Origin of the sequence: Haliscomenobacter sp. (assembly GCF_033763495.1) — a bacterium.
Classification (GTDB): domain Bacteria; phylum Bacteroidota; class Bacteroidia; order Chitinophagales; family Saprospiraceae; genus Haliscomenobacter.
Window position 1 is genome coordinate 20,075 of the sequence record NZ_JANRKL010000097.1, and the last position, 19,780, is coordinate 39,854.

The window sequence follows — 19,780 nt, forward strand, 5'->3', positions numbered from 1 at the left end:
TAAAGAGCACTAAGGCTTTACCTCAAATTCAAGCTCATAATAAGACTTGTTTCTATTTTTCGATTTAGTAATATCCCGGTCAAAAACGCGGTTGAGGTTGTTCCCGGATAGGTCTTCCAGGCGGGCATCAACTTGAAGGCGGTAAAGCTGGGCTTTCCAGGGCTGGGCGGGCACAAAAAGCACTTGCTGGTCTTTTTTATCCAGGCTTATTTTCCCTTTTATCAGGCTGTTGTTTTGATCGACGATACCGATGGACTCACTCAATAAATAATGATCCAGGGTTTCCCCGGTTTTGATCACCAGAGGGGTAGTCGTGCTGGCACGGGGGACTTGCAATTGCCATTGTTTGAGGTTCGGTGCCAGGTCGTCGCGCTTCCCAGCTACAAAGGTTTTGCGGTAGGTTTGGGCTAGCTTGAGTCCGTTTTGTCCTTTCCAGGTAGATGAAACTAACAGATGATAGGTTTCACCCATTTTTAGTGGATTGCCCAGGGCGCGATTTAGGGTTAGGCCCCGTTTGATCCGGCCGGGGTCGAGCCAGAGGGTGAGGACGCTGCTGCTGGTATCCCATAACTCAGGCTGTAGGTTCAAAAAAACATTGCGGAGCGTATCCCCTTTTTCGCCTAATAAATGAATGAATTGTAAAGACTCACCGCTGCGCATGGGTTTTGAAAAGTGGACGTAAAACTTGAGTAAATTTTCAGGTAAAGTATCGAGCTGGGGGTAAATCGCCAGCAATTCGGGTGCTTTTTCGTTTTTGTTGAAAGGGACAAGTACTTGCCCAATGAGCTGATCGTTTTGCAGGATGTGGTAAGTAAGTCCTGGCGTAAATGGGATCAAGGGTTCAAACAAAAGTGCGGAATGATCAGCAGAGAACTTGCCCAAAATGGCCCGCTTGTTGCCATTTGCCAGGACTACTTTGATTGAAGGATCGGTGGTGGCAGCCGAAAAATTGTGGATGAGTTGCCTGGGAATGGAAATGCCAGTTGCCCGCTGGTCGTTCCACACCAGTTCTATGCTCTCTTCTTGCTTTTGGCAAGCACTTAGGGCAAGCAGGGAAAAAAAGGCCAGGCTGCAGATCAGCTGCAACCCGGCTTTTTTTATGGTAGTTCTCTTAGATGTTTTTGCCATCGGAAGTCCAAAGATCAATGTCGCCATTGGTTTTCTTTTGAATGACTACGGCTCTGCTTTCATCCAATTTAGCCAATTGCATCACTTTTTCATGTGGTAAACGGATGAAATTGGTGCCAGCGGTTCCTTCTACTTTTTCGGTCAAAGTGCCCTGGAATTTTGCAATTTCCTCGTGGCTTACCTTAACCGCTGGACGGTTGTCGTTGGCCATAACCAGGAAGCTTTGATTACCATCTTTCAGCCAAATCATATCGCTTGGGGTATTCCGGTTGCCCATTTCGGCAATGGTTCTGCCTTTGACGTGTGCGCCTGGCTTCAGCTCATCCATTGGGAAAAGCACCAGCGGTGTGCAGGTATAACTGGCCACTACGTATTTTTTGCCTTCAATGGTAGTGGTGGAAAAGGTGCGCACGGGGGAAGTGGTTTCAAAACGGCCGTGGTTGGCATGGTACAATTCCAGGGTCGCTTCTTCCTCGGCTTTGCCCGTAAATGGGAAATTGATGCTGCGGAGAGAAGAGCTGAATTCCTTGTTGCACAAGCCACTAATCAACAACTTACCTTCCTCAAAACCCATATCCGAAATGGACATCAGGCTCAATGGTCTGCCTTGACGGTCTTTTTTGGTTTCGTCGGGAGGGTTGTTGACGGCGGTGGATGAGAAGTTTACATTCGTGAGGGAAACGGCTTTGAGCTCGTTGTTGGCACCTAGGCTGAGCAACACCGGAGTGCCATCAGCGCTTTTTACAGCTATGTACAGTTTTTTGGAAACCGGGTTAATGGCCATATCAATGATGGAAACATTCTCTTTGGTGGTTCCCAGTGCTTCGGCAATTTTTACATCGATGTTCTTGACCTCGTACTGGGCGCTGGCTGCTTTTTTGGTGTCTTTGGTTTCTACCGCAAACACGGTTGAGCTCTGTGAATCACCAATGAACAAGACTCCATCGGGGCCAAAAGCCAAAGCGGCAATCGACTTTACTTCCGGTGTACCCGTGGTGAAATTGTATTTGTTTTCGTTTTTTTGGTAAGTACTGGAGATAAAGAGCATGCCCAGCACGCCTACGGCAACAAGAAGAGTGATTTTTTTCATTTCTGATGCGTTTAAAAAGTTAGGTATTGGAATGGATATTTGGTGTCAACGTACCTGTGCTTAAATAACTAAGATAGTATCAATGTTTTAACAAAAAATGGAGATTCTACAAGTAAGGGTGTTTGGGCTGTAGCTGGTGGGGAATAATCGATGCTTGGGGGTGGGTGAATTATTTCCCCAAACTCAATTTATACAAGCCACAGGCATGAGCCCCCAAGCTCTGCGCAAAAGTCCCCGCTTTCACCCCCAATTTTTCCCCACTCCACAAGTCGGTGACTTTGACCTTGCCCAACAAATCGAGATCCGCCAGTTCCACTTTGAGCTCCAGCCCCGGGGTTTCAGAGGTATTGAACAAAGCCAGGTACGTTTCGCCAGTTTTGCTGTTTTTGGAAGTAATCGCCGTTTTGCCAGCTTGCTGATACAACAGGCGCACCCCGCCGCTCTCACGGTGCATTTTCAGGACCTCTTTATTGGTCAACAAAGAGAGGGTAAAGGCATCGTTGCTGGGCAAATCCCCACCAAAAATCAAGGGTGAGCGGAAGATGCTGAAAAAAGTCATCAGGGTGTATTGCTCGTCCTTAGTCAGCCGTGTCATGCGGTCTTTGCCCACTTCACCCCGGATGGAGAGGCGACCCAGAGGGATCATGTCACAATCGGGCCAGGTCCCTGGTTTGATGTAGGGATACCATTGTTTGCTAAGCTCCATAAGGTGGGTAATGTGCCGCCAGGTGTCCCACACGTCGTTGACCATGCGCCACATGTTGGCGTGGTTGCTCACGTGATCAGCAGCATTGAATGGTGTTTCGCCGGGGGAGGTGCTGAGTACAATTTTGCGGCCACAAGCATCGATGGCATTGCGGATTAGCTCAATCTCGTCCTGGTGGTAGATGGGGGCAGAGAGGTCGTCAATTTTGATAAAATCGACGCCCCATTCGGCATAGAGTTTAAAAATGGAGTTGTAGTATTCCTGTGCACCGGGTTTCTTGGCGTCGACTGTGTAATTGTCGCTCAACCACTTGCAGAGATTTTCGGTAGAGTAAATCTGATCGGCGGTGATTCCGTTGGTGCCCGCGATGGGTAGTTTTTTGTTGACGGCCACTTTGGGGATACCCCGCATGATGTGGATGCCAAATTTTAGGCCTTTTTTGTGCACATAAGCCGCCAATTCTTTGAAGCCTTGCCCGTTTTTGGCGGATGGAAAACGATTGACTGCGGGCTGGTACCGGCCGTATTCGTCTAGCACGTAGCGAGGGTCTTTTTGGTTGTAGCCACCCGCTTTGTCGTTTTCTACAAACCAACGAATGTCCACCACAACGTATTCCCAACCGTATTTTTTCAGGTTTTTGGCCATGTAATCGGCATTGGCTTGTACTTCGTGTTCCTCTACGGTGGGGCCATAACAATCCCAGCTGTTCCAACCCAGGGGGGGAGTCAGAGCCCAAGTTTTGAATTCTCCAGGTTTAAAAGTCGTGTTTTGGGCATGAGCAGTAGATACAGCCAGGATGGCGATCAGGCATACAAAGGTGACGGATTTCAAGATGGTCATTTTATCCAGATTAAAGAATGCGCTAGTCGATTTTGATCAAAGATAGGGCTTAGTTCGGAAACTGCGGATTCGCTTTAATTCTTTTGATCTGGTTCAAATGTCTTTCGGTATGTGCAATCCAAAGTAGGGTGTACTGATGCAGGTCCCGGACATGCCAAACACCCCAATCTGGTGGCCTGAAGATGAAATGGAGCCTGAAGTCCGCTTTGGTTTCCTGAACCAGTTTGATGACTTCGTTGCGAAAACGGTTGAAAAAATCAAGGAGTTCGGCTTTGGTTTGAAACCGCCCCAAGGGTTGTGCAGCAAGGGGAGATTGGCCCTTATTGGGATCAGAAGCATAAGCGGTCATCACTGAATCTATCCCTTTTACCTTCGCAAGCAGGTCTGGTCGTTCGTCGGTATATTGGTTATTGAGGAGATCCCAATACAAAAGCTCATCATATACCCCAATGTGTTCAAGCACTTCCGCTACTGACCATTGGTCGCTTGCTGGTTTAAAATGTAGTTGTTTTTTATTTAAAGCCTCCACTTCTTTCTGAACTGCGGATTGGGTGTTTTTTAGCCCGTTCAACAACAGTTGGCGGTCTGCCATTGTCCAGATTGCCTGAGATTCCTGCGCCTTTGCGCTCAAAATCAAGCTCAGCATGAAGCATGAAAAAAGAAGTTTTTTGAGCATCACAACCCTACATTTAATTATCAAGGTAAGGTAAAACATAAAAAGTGCAAGTACAATTAAACCCGTTCAAATAATGGAGGTAGGTAGATTGGAAGTATTCGTCGAAGTGGAAAGGAGGTTTTATCTAAATTTTATCTCTTTAAGGTAAAAAATTATTGTTTATCAATAAATATTTGCCGATATTTGCTTTGTCAAAAACAGTAAAGATGAAAATACGGACAGAACAAATTCTCACTTTTTTGAAAATTGTAGCCTGGTTGGCCTTCGTTGGGTATGCCATAAAAGCTGGGGCTCAGACAGTTGCGCTGGTCGTTGGGTTTATCAATCCGGAGCTAGGAGACAAGCTCTACGAGGCCAACCCGCTGCTGTTTAAACTGCTGAAGTACAATAGCTCTTATTTTGCCAATGCCATGTCGGTGCTGGTGTTTTTATCCGCCTTTAAGGCTCATGTGTGGTATCTGGTCATTCAATTGTTGTCAAAATTGAGACTCCAAACACCCTTTTCAAGGGACATAGCCAAAAGATTGGAAAAAATTGCCTTTGAGCTACTCGGCATCTGGCTCGTCAACATCGTGGGAATGGGCTATTTGAAATGGTTGGAAAAAACCACTGGAGAGCAATTGGGTGACCTTGGTGTTGGCGACGAGTTTTTGTTGTTTGCTGCCATTGTGTACATTGTCGCTCAAATTTTCAAACGGGGCATTGAACTCAAAGAGGAAAACGAACTAACCGTATAAACCATGCCGATCATTGTGAACCTGGATGTGATGTTGGCGCGCCGCAAAATGCAACTTCAGGAGTTGGCCGAAAAGGTAGACATTACCATCGCCAATCTCTCTATTTTAAAAACGGGCAAGGCCAAAGCGGTGCGCTTCAGTACTTTGGAGGCTATTTGTAAGGCGTTAAATTGCCAGCCGGGGGATATTTTGGAGTTTGTGGATGAGGAGCAGGGCATCACAAATAATAAATGAGCACAAAGGGCACAAAGAAAAGCACAAAGGGCACAAAGGTGGGATGTTGACAAAGCGATGCGCTCAAATTTTGGTTTCATTGCCGCTCATTTTTTATGATAACCCTTGTCAACGTCTCATCTTTGTGCCCTTTGTGCTTTTCTTGGTGTTCTTTGTGCTGAAAAATTGTGTCGCTTTATGTTTTTCTTAAAAACTCGTGGTAATTCATGTCATTTTAGTACCGCCGGCAAAATATACTCTGACAACATTTTTGCCACCTGCGGATGCGCATAAGGCATGCCATAAGCCGTGGCCGTAACGACAATCACCAGCGGTAAATCCTTAAAAACCAGGATGTAATTCCCCCCATTGCCGGCGCAATAAAAAGCTTCGTAAGCCTTTCCATTCACCTTAAAGCTTTTATTCCAGAACAGATAGCCATAAAATTCCCTGTCTCTTTCGGGTATTTGTTTCTGCTTGCTGAAGGACTTGTCTACCCATGCTTTGGGGATGATCTGTTGCTTGTTCCAGACCCCCCCATTTTTATAAAGCAGCCCATACTTCGCAAAATCCAGGGCATTCATCTGAATCCCACCTGCAGTATTCGGCACCTGTTGAGGGGTATATTGCCATTGGTAATTGCTAATCCCGAGGGGTTTAAACAAACGTTCAGTGGCATAGGCTTCCAGCCCACCCTTGACTTGTTTGTTTAAAATATCGCCCAAAAGCACCACTCCAGCCGTAAAATAACTCCACTCGCCTTTGGGTTTGTTGAGGTCAAAAGGTAAATCCAGGGCAAATTTCACCCAATCCGAAGTTGGGTACATGTTTTCTTCATTTCCGGGTGATTGATCGTCGTTATCATTGCCAGCAAAGCCAGAGCTCATGGTGAGCAATTCCCGGATACTGGTGTTTTCTTTGGGCAAGCTGAAATTGGCAAATGATTTGAGTTGGTAAAAATCCTTCAAGGTTTGGTTTTCATCTTTAAGGTAGCCGTCGCGGATGGCGATTCCGCACATTGTGGAGGCAAAGGACTTCCCTACCGAGCGGGTATCGTGCAGGGAGTTGCGGTTTTTGCCATTGAAATACTCTTCGATCAACAATTTGCCATTTTTGATCACGACTACACTACTGATTTTTTTAAAAACACCTTGATCAATGTTCCCTTTGAGCTCCTTGATTTTGTTTTGGTCAAAAAGTTCTTTTGAAACAGGAAGGCCATTGTAAGGCATCACTTTAGTCAAGCTGACGGTAGACACGTCAATTTTTGGATGCCTCAGCACTTCCAGTGCCAAATCCCCCGCCGCGATGATTTCTCCAACTTTTAACTCAGCGGAGTTTACATAAGGCCGAATTTCCATTCTGAGCAAATGTTTCCCGTCGCTCAGGGTAGCCTCTCCTCCGTTGTACAAGAATCGGTTCCAGAAAGATTCACTCCATGAGCCACCACCATTTTCATTGTCGACCAATGGTCGGTTGAGGACCATGGCGGTGTCCTGCATCCTGGCCTGTGGTGCTCCGGGCCAGAGATTACTTTGGTAGATTTGTTTGCCGTCTATCAACAAGGTGAACTGGTAATTGCCAATTTTCACGAGGGAATCAGCAGTCAGATCAGGTTGTAAACGGTGGAGGTAATTGGTCAAAGAATTGCCCAAAAATGAGGTAAAAAAAAGGTTGCTTTTATTGGTAAGGGTATACGATTGTAGGAAATCGGCTTCCTTTAACGCTGAGATAGGAATGTATTTTGGGGTGAAAAAGACCCGACCCAGATTGTTTTGGTGCAAGGTGGTTTTTATACCTTCGGGCTTTACCAGATCGGCGACTTGCCCACATAACCCCAAAGGCAGCAGAATACTGGCCAAAAAGAACAAACAAACAGCCTTCATTTTTTTAAGTTTGGTGATTTGACACCAAAGGTATTGGGAAGCTGATCAGGAAAATAGAATGAAATTAACGTCAAAAAAACAGCATTTTGCGGTAGGCTAGGGGACTGATGCCCATTACCTCTTTAAAACAGCGGATGAAATGGCTCTGATCGGCAAAGCCGCAGGTAAAAGCAATGTCTGTTAGCGTTTGCTGTTGGTTGGAGATGAGGGGCAAAGATTTTTCAACCTTTATTTTTCGGAGGTATTCGCCTAAGCTGCAATGAAAATACCGCGAAAAATCCCTGGAAAGATGCCCCGGATGGATGCCTACTGCCTGGGACAATTGGGCAAGGGATATACTTTCAGCACTTTGATCGTGTAAAAACTCCCTTACTTTTTTTACCCAGGAAGGGTTGTTTTTTAAAGCTTCTTCCTGATTGCGTTGGATGCCGGACAGGGTCTCTAGCAACAATCCCTGAATGGACAAATCGCTGGCATTGTCCTGGAGCTTGGATTCTACAAAGATTTTGTACAGCAGCAGTTTGTGTTTGGGGTTGGATACGAGGATGTTCCCTTGTAAGGTTTGCAAATCAAAAGAAAAAGCATCTACCCATTTTTGCTCTAATTCGATGTGGAACCCTCTGGTGTAACCCTTTGGTTTAATGTTGTAATGCGGCTCCTGCCAGTTGTGAAACAAGATGGTGCCAGCCGGGCAATGATGTACTTCTTTTTTGTTGCCTTCAATCAGGTTTCCTTGCAGAATAAAGGTGAAATAAGGGTTTTCGTGATAATGCCAATCCACTTTGTCGTGGGTGTAGGCGGTGTCGGTCAGGGTGATGCCGTCCAGGTAGACTGTTTCGGTGGTCTGGCCGTAAAATTGTCCCTTGGGCAGATGGATCATGGATGGTAATCTTGGGTTGAAAATGGAATTTATTTTGGCATTGACCGGATTCTCAAGTTCTTGATTCCCCACAACATAAACAGGATTTCCATAACCGTACCAATTAAAAATACCACTGAAGGAATTCCATCGATGAGTATGCTTACCATTCGGCCAATTGCCAGCCCACCCATAAAAACAATGCTGCTTAGCGTGGCCCCACGCCAATGTTCTTCTTTAAAAATGCCGATGATCCAATAGACTGCAAAGCCCAAGTAAAGCCCCATCATTGCCCTGAAAACATGACTCAAATCAACACTTTCAACCTTAAAATCGAACAAAAAGGGTAAAACCTGGTTCGGGCAAAGGCCATAGCACAGCCCAACAAACCCAATAGTTAGAGATGCTATTCCCAGATGTAGATTTCTAAACTGAATGATTTGGTTAGACATTTTTTATTCCTTCTCCACCAGCTTCAACCAATCCTGAATGATCTTTTGCAGCGCTCCTTGTTTTGCTTGCACATCCCCAAGGTCTTTAAAAACTGTAATCCTTCGGCCATCTTTGTAATCCCCTTCAAGTAACCCGGATTGATCATTTACCTTGGCTCCACTTGGAAACACCAACATGATTCGGCCCTTGTGCAGGTTCATCACAATCAGTTCTCTTTTGTATTCTTTGGGGTCAAATTCCTTCATCTCGCCAGTATAGTAAAAACTGGGATTATTCCATTTTATCCTTTCACCAATTTCGGGATCGGTGCCCAAGATGATCTGGCGCAAAGTTTCAACCACCTGAGCCAGGGCTGGCTCCAGTTTTTGGATGTGTTCACTGACTTGTTCCTGGTCGTTGAGTTTGGCTTTCATGTTTGGCATTTTATTGAAAAAGTTGTTTGGGTAAAACTATTAAAAACTTTTCGTTTTGTAAATGTTGATTTTAAATCTTTACTGGCTTTAATTCTTCAGTTTAACCTATCCAAAGCAGGTTTTTATTTTTAGGGTCAGTTCCCTTAATTTTTCCTTATACTACTGGACATTTTACTCGGAGGACATGAATTGCCACGTGCTTTAGCGCGTGGTTAGCAGGATTTTTTAAAAATGGGCTTTAGCCCTCCCTGAAAAATTGATGCCAGGACTAAAGTCCATCAAAAAGGCAATCTCCATCCACGCGCTAAAGAACGTGGCAATTCATATCCTCCGCTTCTGAAATACAAAAATGTCCGGTAGTATGGTTTTCCTTTATCCTTTTGGCTTTCATTCGGCCCGTAAGCTCTCCACCGGATTGGCTATTGCGGCCTTCACCGATTGAAAACCAACCGTCAAAAATGCAACCAGCACTGCAGCAGCGCCCGCAAGGGCAAACATCCACCATTGCAGGTCAATCCGGTAGGCAAAACCAGTCAGCCATTGTTGCATGAAATAATAGGCAATGGGTGAGGCAATGATGATGGCAATGACAACCAATTTCAAAAAATCTTTGGTCAAAAGCGCCGTGATGCCTGCAACCGACGCGCCGAGGACTTTGCGGATGCCAATTTCTTTGGTGCGATTAATTGTCGAAAGGGCAGCCAAACCAAACAAACCCAAACAGGCCAAAAATACCGCAATACCACCTGCCCAACCAATGGTTTTGCTCATACGGGATTCGGCCACATAAACCTTCTGGAGGTTTTCATCCAGAAAGGTATAGCGGAAAGGCAAAACTGGCTCGGCCTTGCTCCAGGCTGCCTGAATCTGACTGAGCGCTTGCTGAGGGTCGCCAGGAGCGATGCGCACAAAAAACTGTTGGGGCAAACGGCCATGAGCCATAAACAACATCGGGTATAATTTCTCGTGGAGCGAACGGAAATGGTAATCTTGCACTACCCCAATCACCACGGGATTGCGGGTGGGGTCGGCCACATTGTAGCCAGTGAGTACCTGGCCGATGGCAGTTTCATTGGTCCAGCCGAAATTACGTACCGCAGCCTCGTTGAGGATAACCGAAGTCACCGTGTTCTGTATCCGCTTGGGGTCAAAATTTCGTCCGGATATCAAGGGGAGTTTCAGCACGCTGAGGTATTCTGCGTCGATAAAATGTTCAAAAATATCGGTGGTTTTTCCATGATATTCAAAGCGGGTATTGCCCGCGATGGCACCTGCTCCGAGCGAAAATTCCGCTCCGCTGATCCCTTCAATTTTCGGCTGATTGACCAGTGATTGACGTAATCGGGCCAGGGTTTTAGCAGGGTCGGTCGTACCGTTGGCACTGACCACCACAACGTTTTCTTGATCAAAACCCAGGTCTTTTGAGCGCAAGAAATTCATCTGCCACAGCATGATGAACGTACAGGCCATGAAGCCAACCGAAAGCACAAACTGAAAAGTGACCAGGGATTTGGTGAACCAGTTTTCGCCTCCAATTTTCAATTTGCTTTTTAAGGTTTCGAGTGGCGAAAAACCCGACAACACAAAGGCCGGATAAATGCCCGCCAAAACACCAACCAGCAAGGCCAGCCCGGGGATCAGCCCAAAAAGCTCGGGAAATTGTTGGAAATCAAAAGTCAATTGTTTGTCAGACAATTGATTGAAGACAGGTAAAAGCATCGCAGCTAAGGCTATGCCCAGGATGGTTGAAAAACAACTGAGCAAAATAGCCTCCACCAGGTACTGCCTGGAGAGTTGTCCCCGGCTCGCTCCCACGATTTTGCGCACCCCAATTTCACGCGCCCGGCCTGCGGAACGCCCAATGGAAAGCGTGGTAAAATTGATACAGGCAATGAGCAAAATGATGCCGCCGATGGCCAGCAAAATCATCGATAAGGAGGGATTTACACCTAAATTTGGGTCGTGGTGCAGTGATTGAATGGGCAAGAGCCCAAAGGTGACGGGTGGCTCGGGTTTGTTCCACAGACCAGCGCTGCGGAGCGACTTTTCTACATCGGGGTAATATTTTCCAAAAAACTGATCCATACGAGCCTGGTTATTGGCCAAACCAGAGCCAGGGCGCAATTCAACAAAGGTTTGCATCGACAATTGGGCCCAGTCCGTTGCGGCGGCCTTACCGCGTTCAGTGGTGGCGAATTTTTCAAAAGGCATTAAAATGCCAAACTGAAGGCTCGAATTGGAGGGTAAATCCTTTACAACGGAAGACACGGTAAATGGCTCAAATTGAGTGCCTCCCGCCGCGTTAATTTCCAGGGTTTTGCCCATTGGATTGGACTCACCAAATAGTTTTTGCGCCATTTTTTCGCTTAAAACCACGTTGTTGGCTGAACTGAGCGCGGAGTTTGCATTCCCGTATAAAAAAGGAAAGTCAAACATTTGGAAAAACGCCGGGTCGACAAAGCTGGCCGGTTCTTCTACCACTCCGTTCGGGGTACGCAGCAAAAAACTTTCCCCTGCACCTTGCAATCGCGCGAAGCGTGCTACATCAGGCAAATCGGCTTTCAAGGCTGGCCCAAGCGGCATCGGCAAATTGCTCATTTTTTGAGCGGGCTGGCCACTAATTTCACCGATGGCTTCATAAACCGCAAATAAGCGATCTGCCTTGGCATGAAAACGGTCGAAACTGTATTCGTTGATGACGTCCAGCAAAAACAGTGCGAAACAAGCCAAACCGACGGAAAGGCCTACAATGTTGATGACGGAGATGGCCTTATTTTTCCACAAGGAACGGAAGGCGATGGTGAGGTAATTTTGGATCATATCAATAGCCTACACAAGCAATGTGCCAAGTAATCAAGGCAATGATAATGAATATTTTAAAATAATTTTATACAAAAAAATGTCCGAAACTGAACTGGACGTGTTCAATTTCGGACGAAAGGATGTGACATAATCTTCAATTAGGCAAAAGATAAACTTTCAGCAAACAACCTTTCCGGTAAACGACGCATAATGGCTTCCTCGCCTGGGCCATGTCGCTCGATGGTTGCCTGATCGTCCTTAAAGTAAAAAATGGGATAGGAGCCATTCTCTCCTTGAGCTGCTTCACAACGAATCACCAGTGATAAGTGACGCTGCCGGGCAAAACGATAGGCGCGATCCCAATCGGTGATGGATCCCAGGCTGTCACCACTCAGATTGGCACTGGTGCAGAGGGGCGCGCTGAATGTATGCCCACAAAAGAGTGCAGGATCGGCCTGATGCGCAAAGCTTTGCTCAACAGCTTTAAATAAATCCCGATGGGGGCCGTCTACCAAAACGCCTTGGTGGGTTCCTGCCCGCACTGTAGCAGAATTAAAGCTGGAGCGCCCAATCGCAAAACGAATAAAAGCCCCTGTCAAGCGGTTTAAATCTTCCGCCTGCTGCAGTTCATGGGGCAATGATCCTGGACTGGCCAGCGCATGGAATTTTTGAATGTCGCCAATTGCGGTGCCGTAGTTTTTTTGTGGCAAGCGCAATTTGGTCTGGTTGAGGCTTTCTACGCCTTTTTGGGTGGCAGGTGCCAGCAGGACAAATACAGCGGGCATTTGCAGGAGCAGCACCCCTTCTTTGGAATGCAGGGCTTCCAGCGCTGCGGGAATGGCTTCTTGATCGAGGATTGATATTTCGCGCAATTTCATCTTATTGGGTTTTAGTTAGTGGAGGAAATGAGGAGTTCAGGGCGGGCAGTGCCATTCAGTAGTGCACCATATTGATGGATTCCGGGGTGGAGTCCCAATTTTTTTAAGGCCTGAAATACAGTAGCTGAAGCAGCCGTAATGACCCGAATGCCCGTGCGCCGTTCGGCTTCTGCCAAAACTGGAAGTGAAGGCATCTGCACACATGCCGAAAGCACAATGGTATCTATGCTATGGGGAATGTTGTCGAGCAATTGGAGCAAATGTTCGGGATTCAATCGACCAACTGCTGCATTGTCGGCTACACTCAAAGACTGAGCGGAAACGACGTCTAAGCCTTCCTGCTGTAGATAAGCACAAACTTTGTCTGTCAAGGCGGGCATATAAGGCGCGATTAAACCAATGCGACCAGCATTCAGCTCTTGTAAGGTGTCGACCAATGCGCCTGCGCTTGTCAGTACTGGCGCCGCAATACCTACTTCTAGCAGTGTTTTTTTGAGTCGGGCTTCCGAACGCCGATGGGCACCTGGCCCTTCAACCATGATGGCAACCAAACAGGCATAAAGGGCAATATCGATCGAGGCATCGGCCAACTCTAAGGCAGCGCGATCAGCCTGGGTATTCATGGCCAGGAGCTCTTGGGGATCCACTCGCTTCATGCGCACACGACTGGAATGGAAACTGAATCGTTCGGGCAGGGAGCTTTCTCTGGCCTTAAAAAGACAGGGAACTTCCTGTTCCATCGTTACATTGGAACTGGGTACAATCATCCCGATGCGGATCGGATCGGTGTGGGTTTGAGATGTAGGGTTCATGGTGAAAAATCTAGGTGGTTAAAAGGTGTACCCTGACATGTGTCGCAGGAATTTAATCCGTACCCAAGATTTTCCATTTTTTTTAAGATGGCTGAATTTACCTGGCCTGTGACACCACCGGATAACTATACGCAATCCCCATCGCCACACTATTAAAATTGTCCCCGGATTTGATTTTTTCTGGGCCAAATAACCTGCTGAAAATGTTGCTGAGTGGTCGGACGTAAGAAGTGCCACCCGTCATAAAGACCGTATCGATGGCTGCAAAATCAATGTTCTGGCTCTGCAAAAACGCTTGCAAGTAAGCCTCAATTCTAGCCACATTTTTGTGGATGATTACCGATTCAAAGTCTTCGATGGTAATGGATTCATCAATCTTGATGTCCATCTCATGAAAGGCAAAAGTGGAGAGGTCTTGATCGGTTAAGCCGAATTTTGACCTTTCAATTTGTTTGAAGAGGATATAACCCAGATTTTTTTCAATCAAGGTGAGCAGGTTTTTTACCCGATAATCCCGTCCTGAAGCAAAGTAGGATTTGTTGATGGTGTTGCGCCATTTGTAAGTGTCCAGGAAGTTCATTTTTTCCCAGGAACAAATGTTGGTAAAATAGGAAAGGGGCAGGTCAATCCATTTTCCTTCCCCTAGTTTTTCTTTCACCCCCCGGCCAAAATGGGGAGTGCCCCGGTGCCACATGATGTCGGAATCAAAACTGTCACCGCCGATGTAGATGCCGCCTTTGGCGATCATGTCGCCACTGCGGTCGGGATTGTGGATGGCCTCGGGCTTGAGTTTCATGATGGAAAAATCCGAGGTGCCCCCACCAAAGTCGGCTACGAGTACCAGTTCTTCTTTGCTGATCTGTCGCTCGTAAGTGAATGCGGCCCCTATGGGCTCCATTTGAAAATAAAAGGTCTCAAATCCGGCAATCCGCACGGCCTTGGCCAGGCGCTCCTGGGCAAGTTGGTCTTTTTCAGGGTTTTCATCAAATACCACAGGGCGGCCAATCACGGCTGTGGTGATGTTGCTGCCCAAAAAATTGTCGGCTTGTTTTTTTAAGTGGAGCAGAATCAAGGCAACCAGGTCCTCGGCTTTGTAGAGTTTGCTGAAAATCCGGGTACCCAGGAAACTTTTATTCGGCAGCACCCGCTTGATGGATTTCATAAACCGGCCTTGCATGCGACTTTCTACGTAGCCTTCCACGGCTGTTTCACCAACAGAATAAGTGAGTGGAGCATTGGGAATTTGAGCGTCTGGAAAAAACAACAGGGATGGGGTGGTGAAAATTTTCAGCACGCTGTTCGTTCGGGTGTCCAGGATGGCTAAAGCCGAGTTGGTGGTGCCAAAGTCGATGCCGTAGATAAAATGATTCATGGGGCAAAGGTATTAAGTAACGAGTAAAAAATATCCTCAGCTTTTTGGTTGCATTAATCCCTTTGGAAACATAATCGAAACCAATACCACAATTAGCAAAAAATTATACTCCCAGCCATTCCTGCCACCGCCAACTACATACCAACCTTCTTTAAAATGCAGCATTACAATACCCGCCAAGAGAACGGAAATGGTCACCAGCGCGGCAGGTTTGATGAATTTGTCCAGCAAAAGGCAAATGGCAGCAGCTACGTGAGACAGTTTGATGGCCCAGGCCAGTGGCACACCGATTGGCGCAAAACCAACGGTATTGAGGTACAAGTTGCCAAAATTATTCACATCACCCGTGTAAATGCTGGGCAGGCTGTGGGTCAATAAAATAATGGCCACTGCTACACGGAGTAGAAAGGTAGAGTTGCTGAAATTCATGCTGATATTGGATTTTAAGGATGATTTTCCTCGCCGATTTTACTGGCTACGTACTCACCGAGGTACACCTTGAGTTTTTCCACCGTTTGGTGTAGGCCTTCACTGGATTTATGCTGGATTTCCACCAGTTCAAATAGCTCTTTGGTTTCATACAACTTGTACCAATCGAGGAGGGTTTGATCCTCGCGGCCTTCAAACTCGATAACCGCGATAAAATTAGGCTCAAAATGCTCGTGCACCAATTTTTTGTGCTTCACCACTTCCCTGAAAATGGTTTTGTTGGGGTATTCCTTTCCATCCGGCCCGCGCATCACAAACAACCATTCCCCTTCGGGCTTTACCTCCATTTGGGTAATGGTATTGCTAAAGCCATGGGGCCCCCACCAATGCTGGATGTGTTCGGGTTTTGTCCATACCTCCCAAACCAGGGCTAAAGGGGCATTTAGTTGGATCGAATTTTTTTGTTCCCGGTCGGTGGTATTGCGTTTGTCGAGTTGCATTTTTTTGTTTGGAGGATTGCAGGAATACTTTTTGGTAAAAGTTATTTTAATACGGCGGTGATGTTTTAGTGGCTCGGCCACAATCTCCTCCAAAGTAGACATTTTTTTCCACTCTTTTTAATGTGGCCTAAGTACCAACAGTACCTGTCTTCACTTCCCCGGCCCGTTGGTAGGTGGCGATGATAACTCCAGTTGGGGTAACGATACTCTCAGTTAAGGTAAATGCAGCCGGGAAACTACCATTGGCGAACAACTTTTTCCCCTCTCCTAGAATCAAAGGGTGAATTTTGAGCCGGAGCTCGTCCACAAGGTCATACTTGAGCAAGAGCTGAACCAGCTCGCTGCTGCCCCAAACCTGGAGGTCTGCACCTGGTGAATTTTTTAACTCCTTGATGGCTGCCAGACTGTTGAGGAATACCGAGTTTTTCCAGTCCGACTTGGTTAAGGTGTTGGACATGATGTACTTGGTGCCTTCGTTGATACCTGGCCAAAATTCCCCATGTTCAGGCCAGTAGTCAGCCCAAATGTCAAATGTTTTTCGGCCCAAAAGATAATCGGCAGGCTCAAGTTCTTTTTGTACCACCGCATCATATACTTCATCGCCATAGGGCGCAACCCAACCGCCGTATTGGAAACCGCCAGAGGTGTCTTCTTCAGGCCCGCCCGGCCCCTGTATGACGCCGTCGAGGGTAATCATGGATAAAACAGTAATTTTTCGCATGGTAATTGGTGCTTGGTTAGGGTACAAGTTTCGGCAATAAATATGGGGTTTGGGGTGGGGGATTGCGACAATAGGGGTGGTGGGATGCGGCTTATTTCTCCTGTTGCACAAAATGCCAACTACCCCAAACGAAACATATACCCAAAATAAAATTACAATCGATTGAATAAAGTCAAAACATTGTTGTAACATTGCCTTGATCACAACATTTTTATGCCATTAAGGTAAAAAACATGAAACAATTGACCAAAATCTTTTGGTTAGCAAGCTTTCTATGCTTGTTAACGAGCTATACCCTTGTAGCTCAAAATCTCATTCCCAATCCTGGCTTTGAAGTCGGTACAGGAAAAACCTTCACCAACTGGAATATTTTTAACGAAATCAGCGGTACCTTTTCCGAAGGGGTTGCCAATGGTGAATTCAGAAATGGCCGCAGGGCCTTGAAAGGGCAAGTGACACAGGCCGGGCAAGCCTGGCATTTGCAGTTGGCCAGTGATTTGATCCCTACCCGGGCGGGCGAGGAATACACCTTTTCAGTTTGGGTGAAGGGAGCCAACGCAGGTACGCCGATTCGTTTTTCGACCCAGCCGAACGCTTTGTATTCGGCGGATTACACGGTAAGTACAGAATGGACCCAACTGAGCTGGACTTTTATTGCAAATGAAGAGATGACGCGAATTGTACTCGATATGGGTGCACAAGTGAACACGTATTTCCTGGACGATATGGTGTTGCGAGGCCCTGCAGGAGGTGCCGCCAATTGCCAATTGTTGGACAATGGCGATTTTGAAGTGTACAACCCAAGTGATAGTACCTTCACAGGCTGGACTTATTTTAACCAAAATGGAGGAAGCAGTTTTGGATTGGTGACGGGCGACGAAGCTTACGCAGGCAAAACGGCTTTGCAGGCCAGCAATGCAGGGGGAATTGCCCGCTGGGGTCTGCAAATCGGTACTCCCGCCTTTACAACGGTGAATGGACAAACCTATACCCTGAACCTGTGGATCAAAGCAAAGGTGCCCAATGCCAATTTTATTCAGTTTTCCACCAGAAATGGAACTGGAGGGAATGAAGGACAATACACCAATTCGGCCAGCAGAATCAGTGGGGATTGGACAATGCTGTCCTATACCTTTACAGCGATCAGTGACGCGACGATGATCACCCTAAACCTTGGCGACGAGACCGCCAACACCTATTACATCGACAACATTTGTGTAGTCTCCCCAAAACCAACAGACAACTGTCTACCACTTGCCAACAATGGTTTTGAAACCCACGATACCGGAAGCAATACCTTCAACGGATGGACCTATTACAACCGTGCAAACGGTAGTTCTTTTGGCGTAACGATGGATACCGCGAAGGTATACAGCGGGTCCAAGGCGCTGGTCGCAAGCAATCCGGCCAACACGCTAAGCTACCAACTGCAAATTGCCAGCCCCTCTTTTTATACCTTATCTGGAGGCACTTATCGATTCAAGATCTGGATCAAAGCAGACAGCGCGGATGTCAACACCATTCAATTTTCCCTGAGAAACGCGGCTAGTCCCTTCAATTCAGAAACGCAATACACCACCTCCGCCAGCAGAATTGGCAAGGAATGGATGCAGGTAACTTATGAATTCAAGGCATTTAGCCCTCGTTCATTGGTGACGCTTAACCTAGGCGGAGCTGTAGCCAATACGTACTACATCGATGAGGTCTGTCTGGAAGTGGTATGTGGCACCAGCTTAAGTGTGCCAGCCACTCAAGTGCCGATTGCGACAGGCAAATCGAAGTTTTTAGGAAACATTTATGCCGGTCATGCTTTGCCCGACTTTGCCAAATACTTCAATCAAGTAACGCCGGAAAACTCCGGGAAGTGGGCCTCGGTGGAAGTACAAAGAGATTCTTTCAACTGGGCGGCCCTGGATCAAGCCAGACAGTTTGCAAAAACCAATAATTTTCCCTTCCGCTTCCACGTGATGGTATGGGGAGCCCAACAACCCACCTGGTTGGAGAATTTGCCACAGGCTGAACAAGTGGAAGAAATCAAGGAATGGTTTGCTGCCGTGTCCACGCGTTACAGTGGTGAAAATGCTCCCGAATACCTGGAGGTGGTGAATGAAGCTTTGAATCAGCCGCCTTTTTACAAAGGGGCTTTAAGCTCCTTAAACACGGAATTGAACACGACAGCGGGTGAATACGACTGGATTGTGAATGCGTTTAAGCTAGGCAGACAATATTTCTCTGCCCGAACAAAACTGATGATCAACGAGTACGGGATTGAAAACACCCCGGGCCTCAATAACCGTTATGCCGATATCATCCGTTTGCTGAAAGCAGATGGTTTGGTGGATGTAGTGGGCATGCAAGGGCATACCTTCAGCACCAAAAAATACGGCGGCACCTACACTGGATTGAACAACAACCTGCGCGCCAATCTGGAGAACATAGCCCGCCTGGGGTTGCCCATTCAGATTACGGAAATGGATATCGAGGGCGATTTGTATTTTGACTCCAATGGTGAACCACAGGACGGAGGCACCACCGCCCAAAAAGACAGCTTCCAACTCGCCGAGTACAAACGCATTTTTGACATCTACTGGAATCATCCATCCGTCATTGGCATTACCCTTTGGGGCTGGCGACCAGGTTTGTGGCAAAACGATGCTGCGGCTTACCTGATCGATCCTTGTACGGGGCAAGAGCGTCCGGCTTTGCAATGGCTGAACTCCACGATCAGGGCGTCCTCTCCACCCGTGAACATTCCCACCAGCTTGAAGGAGATCGAGTCAGTTATTCCCTTGAGGGTGTATCCTACGGTGGTTCAAAACGAGTTGACCATCGAGGGGCTGGCTCAAAATAGAGGGCTGGTTCAGGTTTTTGACCTCAATGGGCGTTTGGTCAAATCGTTTACGCATCCCTTGAATGATGACCGCATCAGTGTCAATGTGGGCGGGTTACCACGGGGGATGTACATCGTTCGGGCTGGTAGAGCTGCGCAAAAAATTATTAAGCAATAGGGTAGAGCAGTTTTAAATCTGCTTTCAGCATGAGTCATCCCAAATTTTCGGGATGACCCATGTTTAGCCATAAAATTTATGCCTATTTAGATCCCCCCTTTCCACAATCGAAACTGGTACATTGCTTAGGCGATTTTCCTGCTTATCAAATCCACGCCCATCCACAGCATATTTTTCAAAATACGCAAATCTACGTAGCCTATTTACGCAAACCTGCGCATGACTGCCGCACGGCAGCCCCTTAGCTTTGTACCATC

Annotated in this window: 18 protein-coding genes; 3 read left to right on the forward strand and 15 right to left on the reverse strand. The window is 46.9% G+C overall.

The genetic code is table 11. The annotated features are described in order from the left end of the window. Nucleotides 1–9: 9 nt before the first annotated feature. From SFV55_RS10335 to SFV55_RS10350, 4 genes are all read right to left on the reverse strand, one after another. Nucleotides 10–1,086, reverse strand: a complete 1,077-nt coding sequence (locus SFV55_RS10335; RefSeq protein ID WP_320029420.1) for a hypothetical protein — start codon at nucleotides 1,084–1,086, stop codon at nucleotides 10–12. A 25-nt stretch (nucleotides 1,087–1,111) separates the two neighbouring features. Beyond that, nucleotides 1,112–2,218 carry a hypothetical protein gene (locus tag SFV55_RS10340; protein ID WP_320029421.1) on the reverse strand — a complete coding sequence of 369 codons (1,107 nt, stop codon included), beginning with the start codon at nucleotides 2,216–2,218 and terminating at the stop codon, nucleotides 1,112–1,114. A 169-nt stretch (nucleotides 2,219–2,387) separates the two neighbouring features. Next, the gene (locus tag SFV55_RS10345) at nucleotides 2,388–3,764 is read right to left on the reverse strand and encodes a glycoside hydrolase family 27 protein (RefSeq protein ID WP_320029422.1); all 1,377 of its coding nucleotides are present in this window, start codon (nucleotides 3,762–3,764) and stop codon (nucleotides 2,388–2,390) included. Between the two features lie 49 nt (nucleotides 3,765–3,813). After that, a complete protein-coding gene (locus SFV55_RS10350; protein ID WP_320029423.1) occupies nucleotides 3,814–4,356 on the reverse strand; it encodes a DinB family protein in 543 nt (180 codons plus the stop codon). 290 nt (nucleotides 4,357–4,646) lie between these two features. Here SFV55_RS10350 and SFV55_RS10355 point away from each other — a divergent pair, with 290 nt between their 5' ends. Next, on the forward strand, nucleotides 4,647–5,177 hold the full coding sequence (locus SFV55_RS10355; RefSeq protein WP_320029424.1) for a DUF2975 domain-containing protein: 531 nt from the start codon (nucleotides 4,647–4,649) through the stop codon (nucleotides 5,175–5,177). 3 nt (nucleotides 5,178–5,180) lie between these two features. Beyond that, on the forward strand, nucleotides 5,181–5,411 hold the full coding sequence (locus tag SFV55_RS10360) for a helix-turn-helix transcriptional regulator (RefSeq protein ID WP_320029425.1): 231 nt from the start codon (nucleotides 5,181–5,183) through the stop codon (nucleotides 5,409–5,411). Between the two features lie 209 nt (nucleotides 5,412–5,620). Here the strand turns inward: SFV55_RS10360 and SFV55_RS10365 are convergent, their stop codons facing one another. The 11 genes from SFV55_RS10365 to SFV55_RS10415 form a co-directional block, all read right to left on the reverse strand. Continuing rightward, nucleotides 5,621–7,276 carry a serine hydrolase gene (locus SFV55_RS10365; protein ID WP_320029426.1) on the reverse strand — a complete coding sequence of 552 codons (1,656 nt, stop codon included), beginning with the start codon at nucleotides 7,274–7,276 and terminating at the stop codon, nucleotides 5,621–5,623. A gap of 70 nt (nucleotides 7,277–7,346) precedes the next feature. After that, nucleotides 7,347–8,156: an AraC family transcriptional regulator gene (locus SFV55_RS10370; RefSeq protein ID WP_320029427.1), complete on the reverse strand. Its 810-nt coding sequence runs from the start codon at nucleotides 8,154–8,156 to the stop codon at nucleotides 7,347–7,349. Nucleotides 8,157–8,185: 29 nt separating this feature from the next. Continuing rightward, entirely contained in the window at nucleotides 8,186–8,587 is a 402-nt protein-coding gene (locus SFV55_RS10375; RefSeq protein WP_320029428.1) for a DUF4345 domain-containing protein, read from the reverse strand. Nucleotides 8,588–8,590: 3 nt separating this feature from the next. Next, nucleotides 8,591–9,001, reverse strand: a complete 411-nt coding sequence (locus SFV55_RS10380; RefSeq protein ID WP_320029429.1) for a DUF1801 domain-containing protein — start codon at nucleotides 8,999–9,001, stop codon at nucleotides 8,591–8,593. A gap of 387 nt (nucleotides 9,002–9,388) precedes the next feature. After that, entirely contained in the window at nucleotides 9,389–11,821 is a 2,433-nt protein-coding gene (locus SFV55_RS10385) for an ABC transporter permease (RefSeq protein WP_320029430.1), read from the reverse strand. A 140-nt stretch (nucleotides 11,822–11,961) separates the two neighbouring features. Next, the gene (locus SFV55_RS10390) at nucleotides 11,962–12,681 is read right to left on the reverse strand and encodes a hypothetical protein (RefSeq protein ID WP_320029431.1); all 720 of its coding nucleotides are present in this window, start codon (nucleotides 12,679–12,681) and stop codon (nucleotides 11,962–11,964) included. Nucleotides 12,682–12,692: 11 nt separating this feature from the next. Further along, the gene (locus SFV55_RS10395; RefSeq protein ID WP_320029432.1) at nucleotides 12,693–13,493 is read right to left on the reverse strand and encodes an Asp/Glu racemase; all 801 of its coding nucleotides are present in this window, start codon (nucleotides 13,491–13,493) and stop codon (nucleotides 12,693–12,695) included. Between the two features lie 97 nt (nucleotides 13,494–13,590). Then, nucleotides 13,591–14,865: an Hsp70 family protein gene (locus tag SFV55_RS10400; protein ID WP_320029433.1), complete on the reverse strand. Its 1,275-nt coding sequence runs from the start codon at nucleotides 14,863–14,865 to the stop codon at nucleotides 13,591–13,593. Nucleotides 14,866–14,901: 36 nt separating this feature from the next. Continuing rightward, nucleotides 14,902–15,294 (reverse strand): DoxX family protein, encoded by a 393-nt coding sequence (locus SFV55_RS10405; protein ID WP_320029434.1) that lies wholly within the window; start codon nucleotides 15,292–15,294, stop codon nucleotides 14,902–14,904. A 14-nt stretch (nucleotides 15,295–15,308) separates the two neighbouring features. Next, nucleotides 15,309–15,794 carry an SRPBCC domain-containing protein gene (locus SFV55_RS10410; protein WP_320029435.1) on the reverse strand — a complete coding sequence of 162 codons (486 nt, stop codon included), beginning with the start codon at nucleotides 15,792–15,794 and terminating at the stop codon, nucleotides 15,309–15,311. Nucleotides 15,795–15,921: 127 nt separating this feature from the next. After that, a complete protein-coding gene (locus tag SFV55_RS10415) occupies nucleotides 15,922–16,515 on the reverse strand; it encodes a dihydrofolate reductase family protein (RefSeq protein WP_320029436.1) in 594 nt (197 codons plus the stop codon). A 233-nt stretch (nucleotides 16,516–16,748) separates the two neighbouring features. Between SFV55_RS10415 and SFV55_RS10420 the strand changes: the two genes are divergently transcribed. Beyond that, on the forward strand, nucleotides 16,749–19,523 hold the full coding sequence (locus tag SFV55_RS10420) for an endo-1,4-beta-xylanase (RefSeq protein ID WP_320029437.1): 2,775 nt from the start codon (nucleotides 16,749–16,751) through the stop codon (nucleotides 19,521–19,523). The last annotated feature ends 257 nt before the right edge of the window (nucleotides 19,524–19,780 follow it).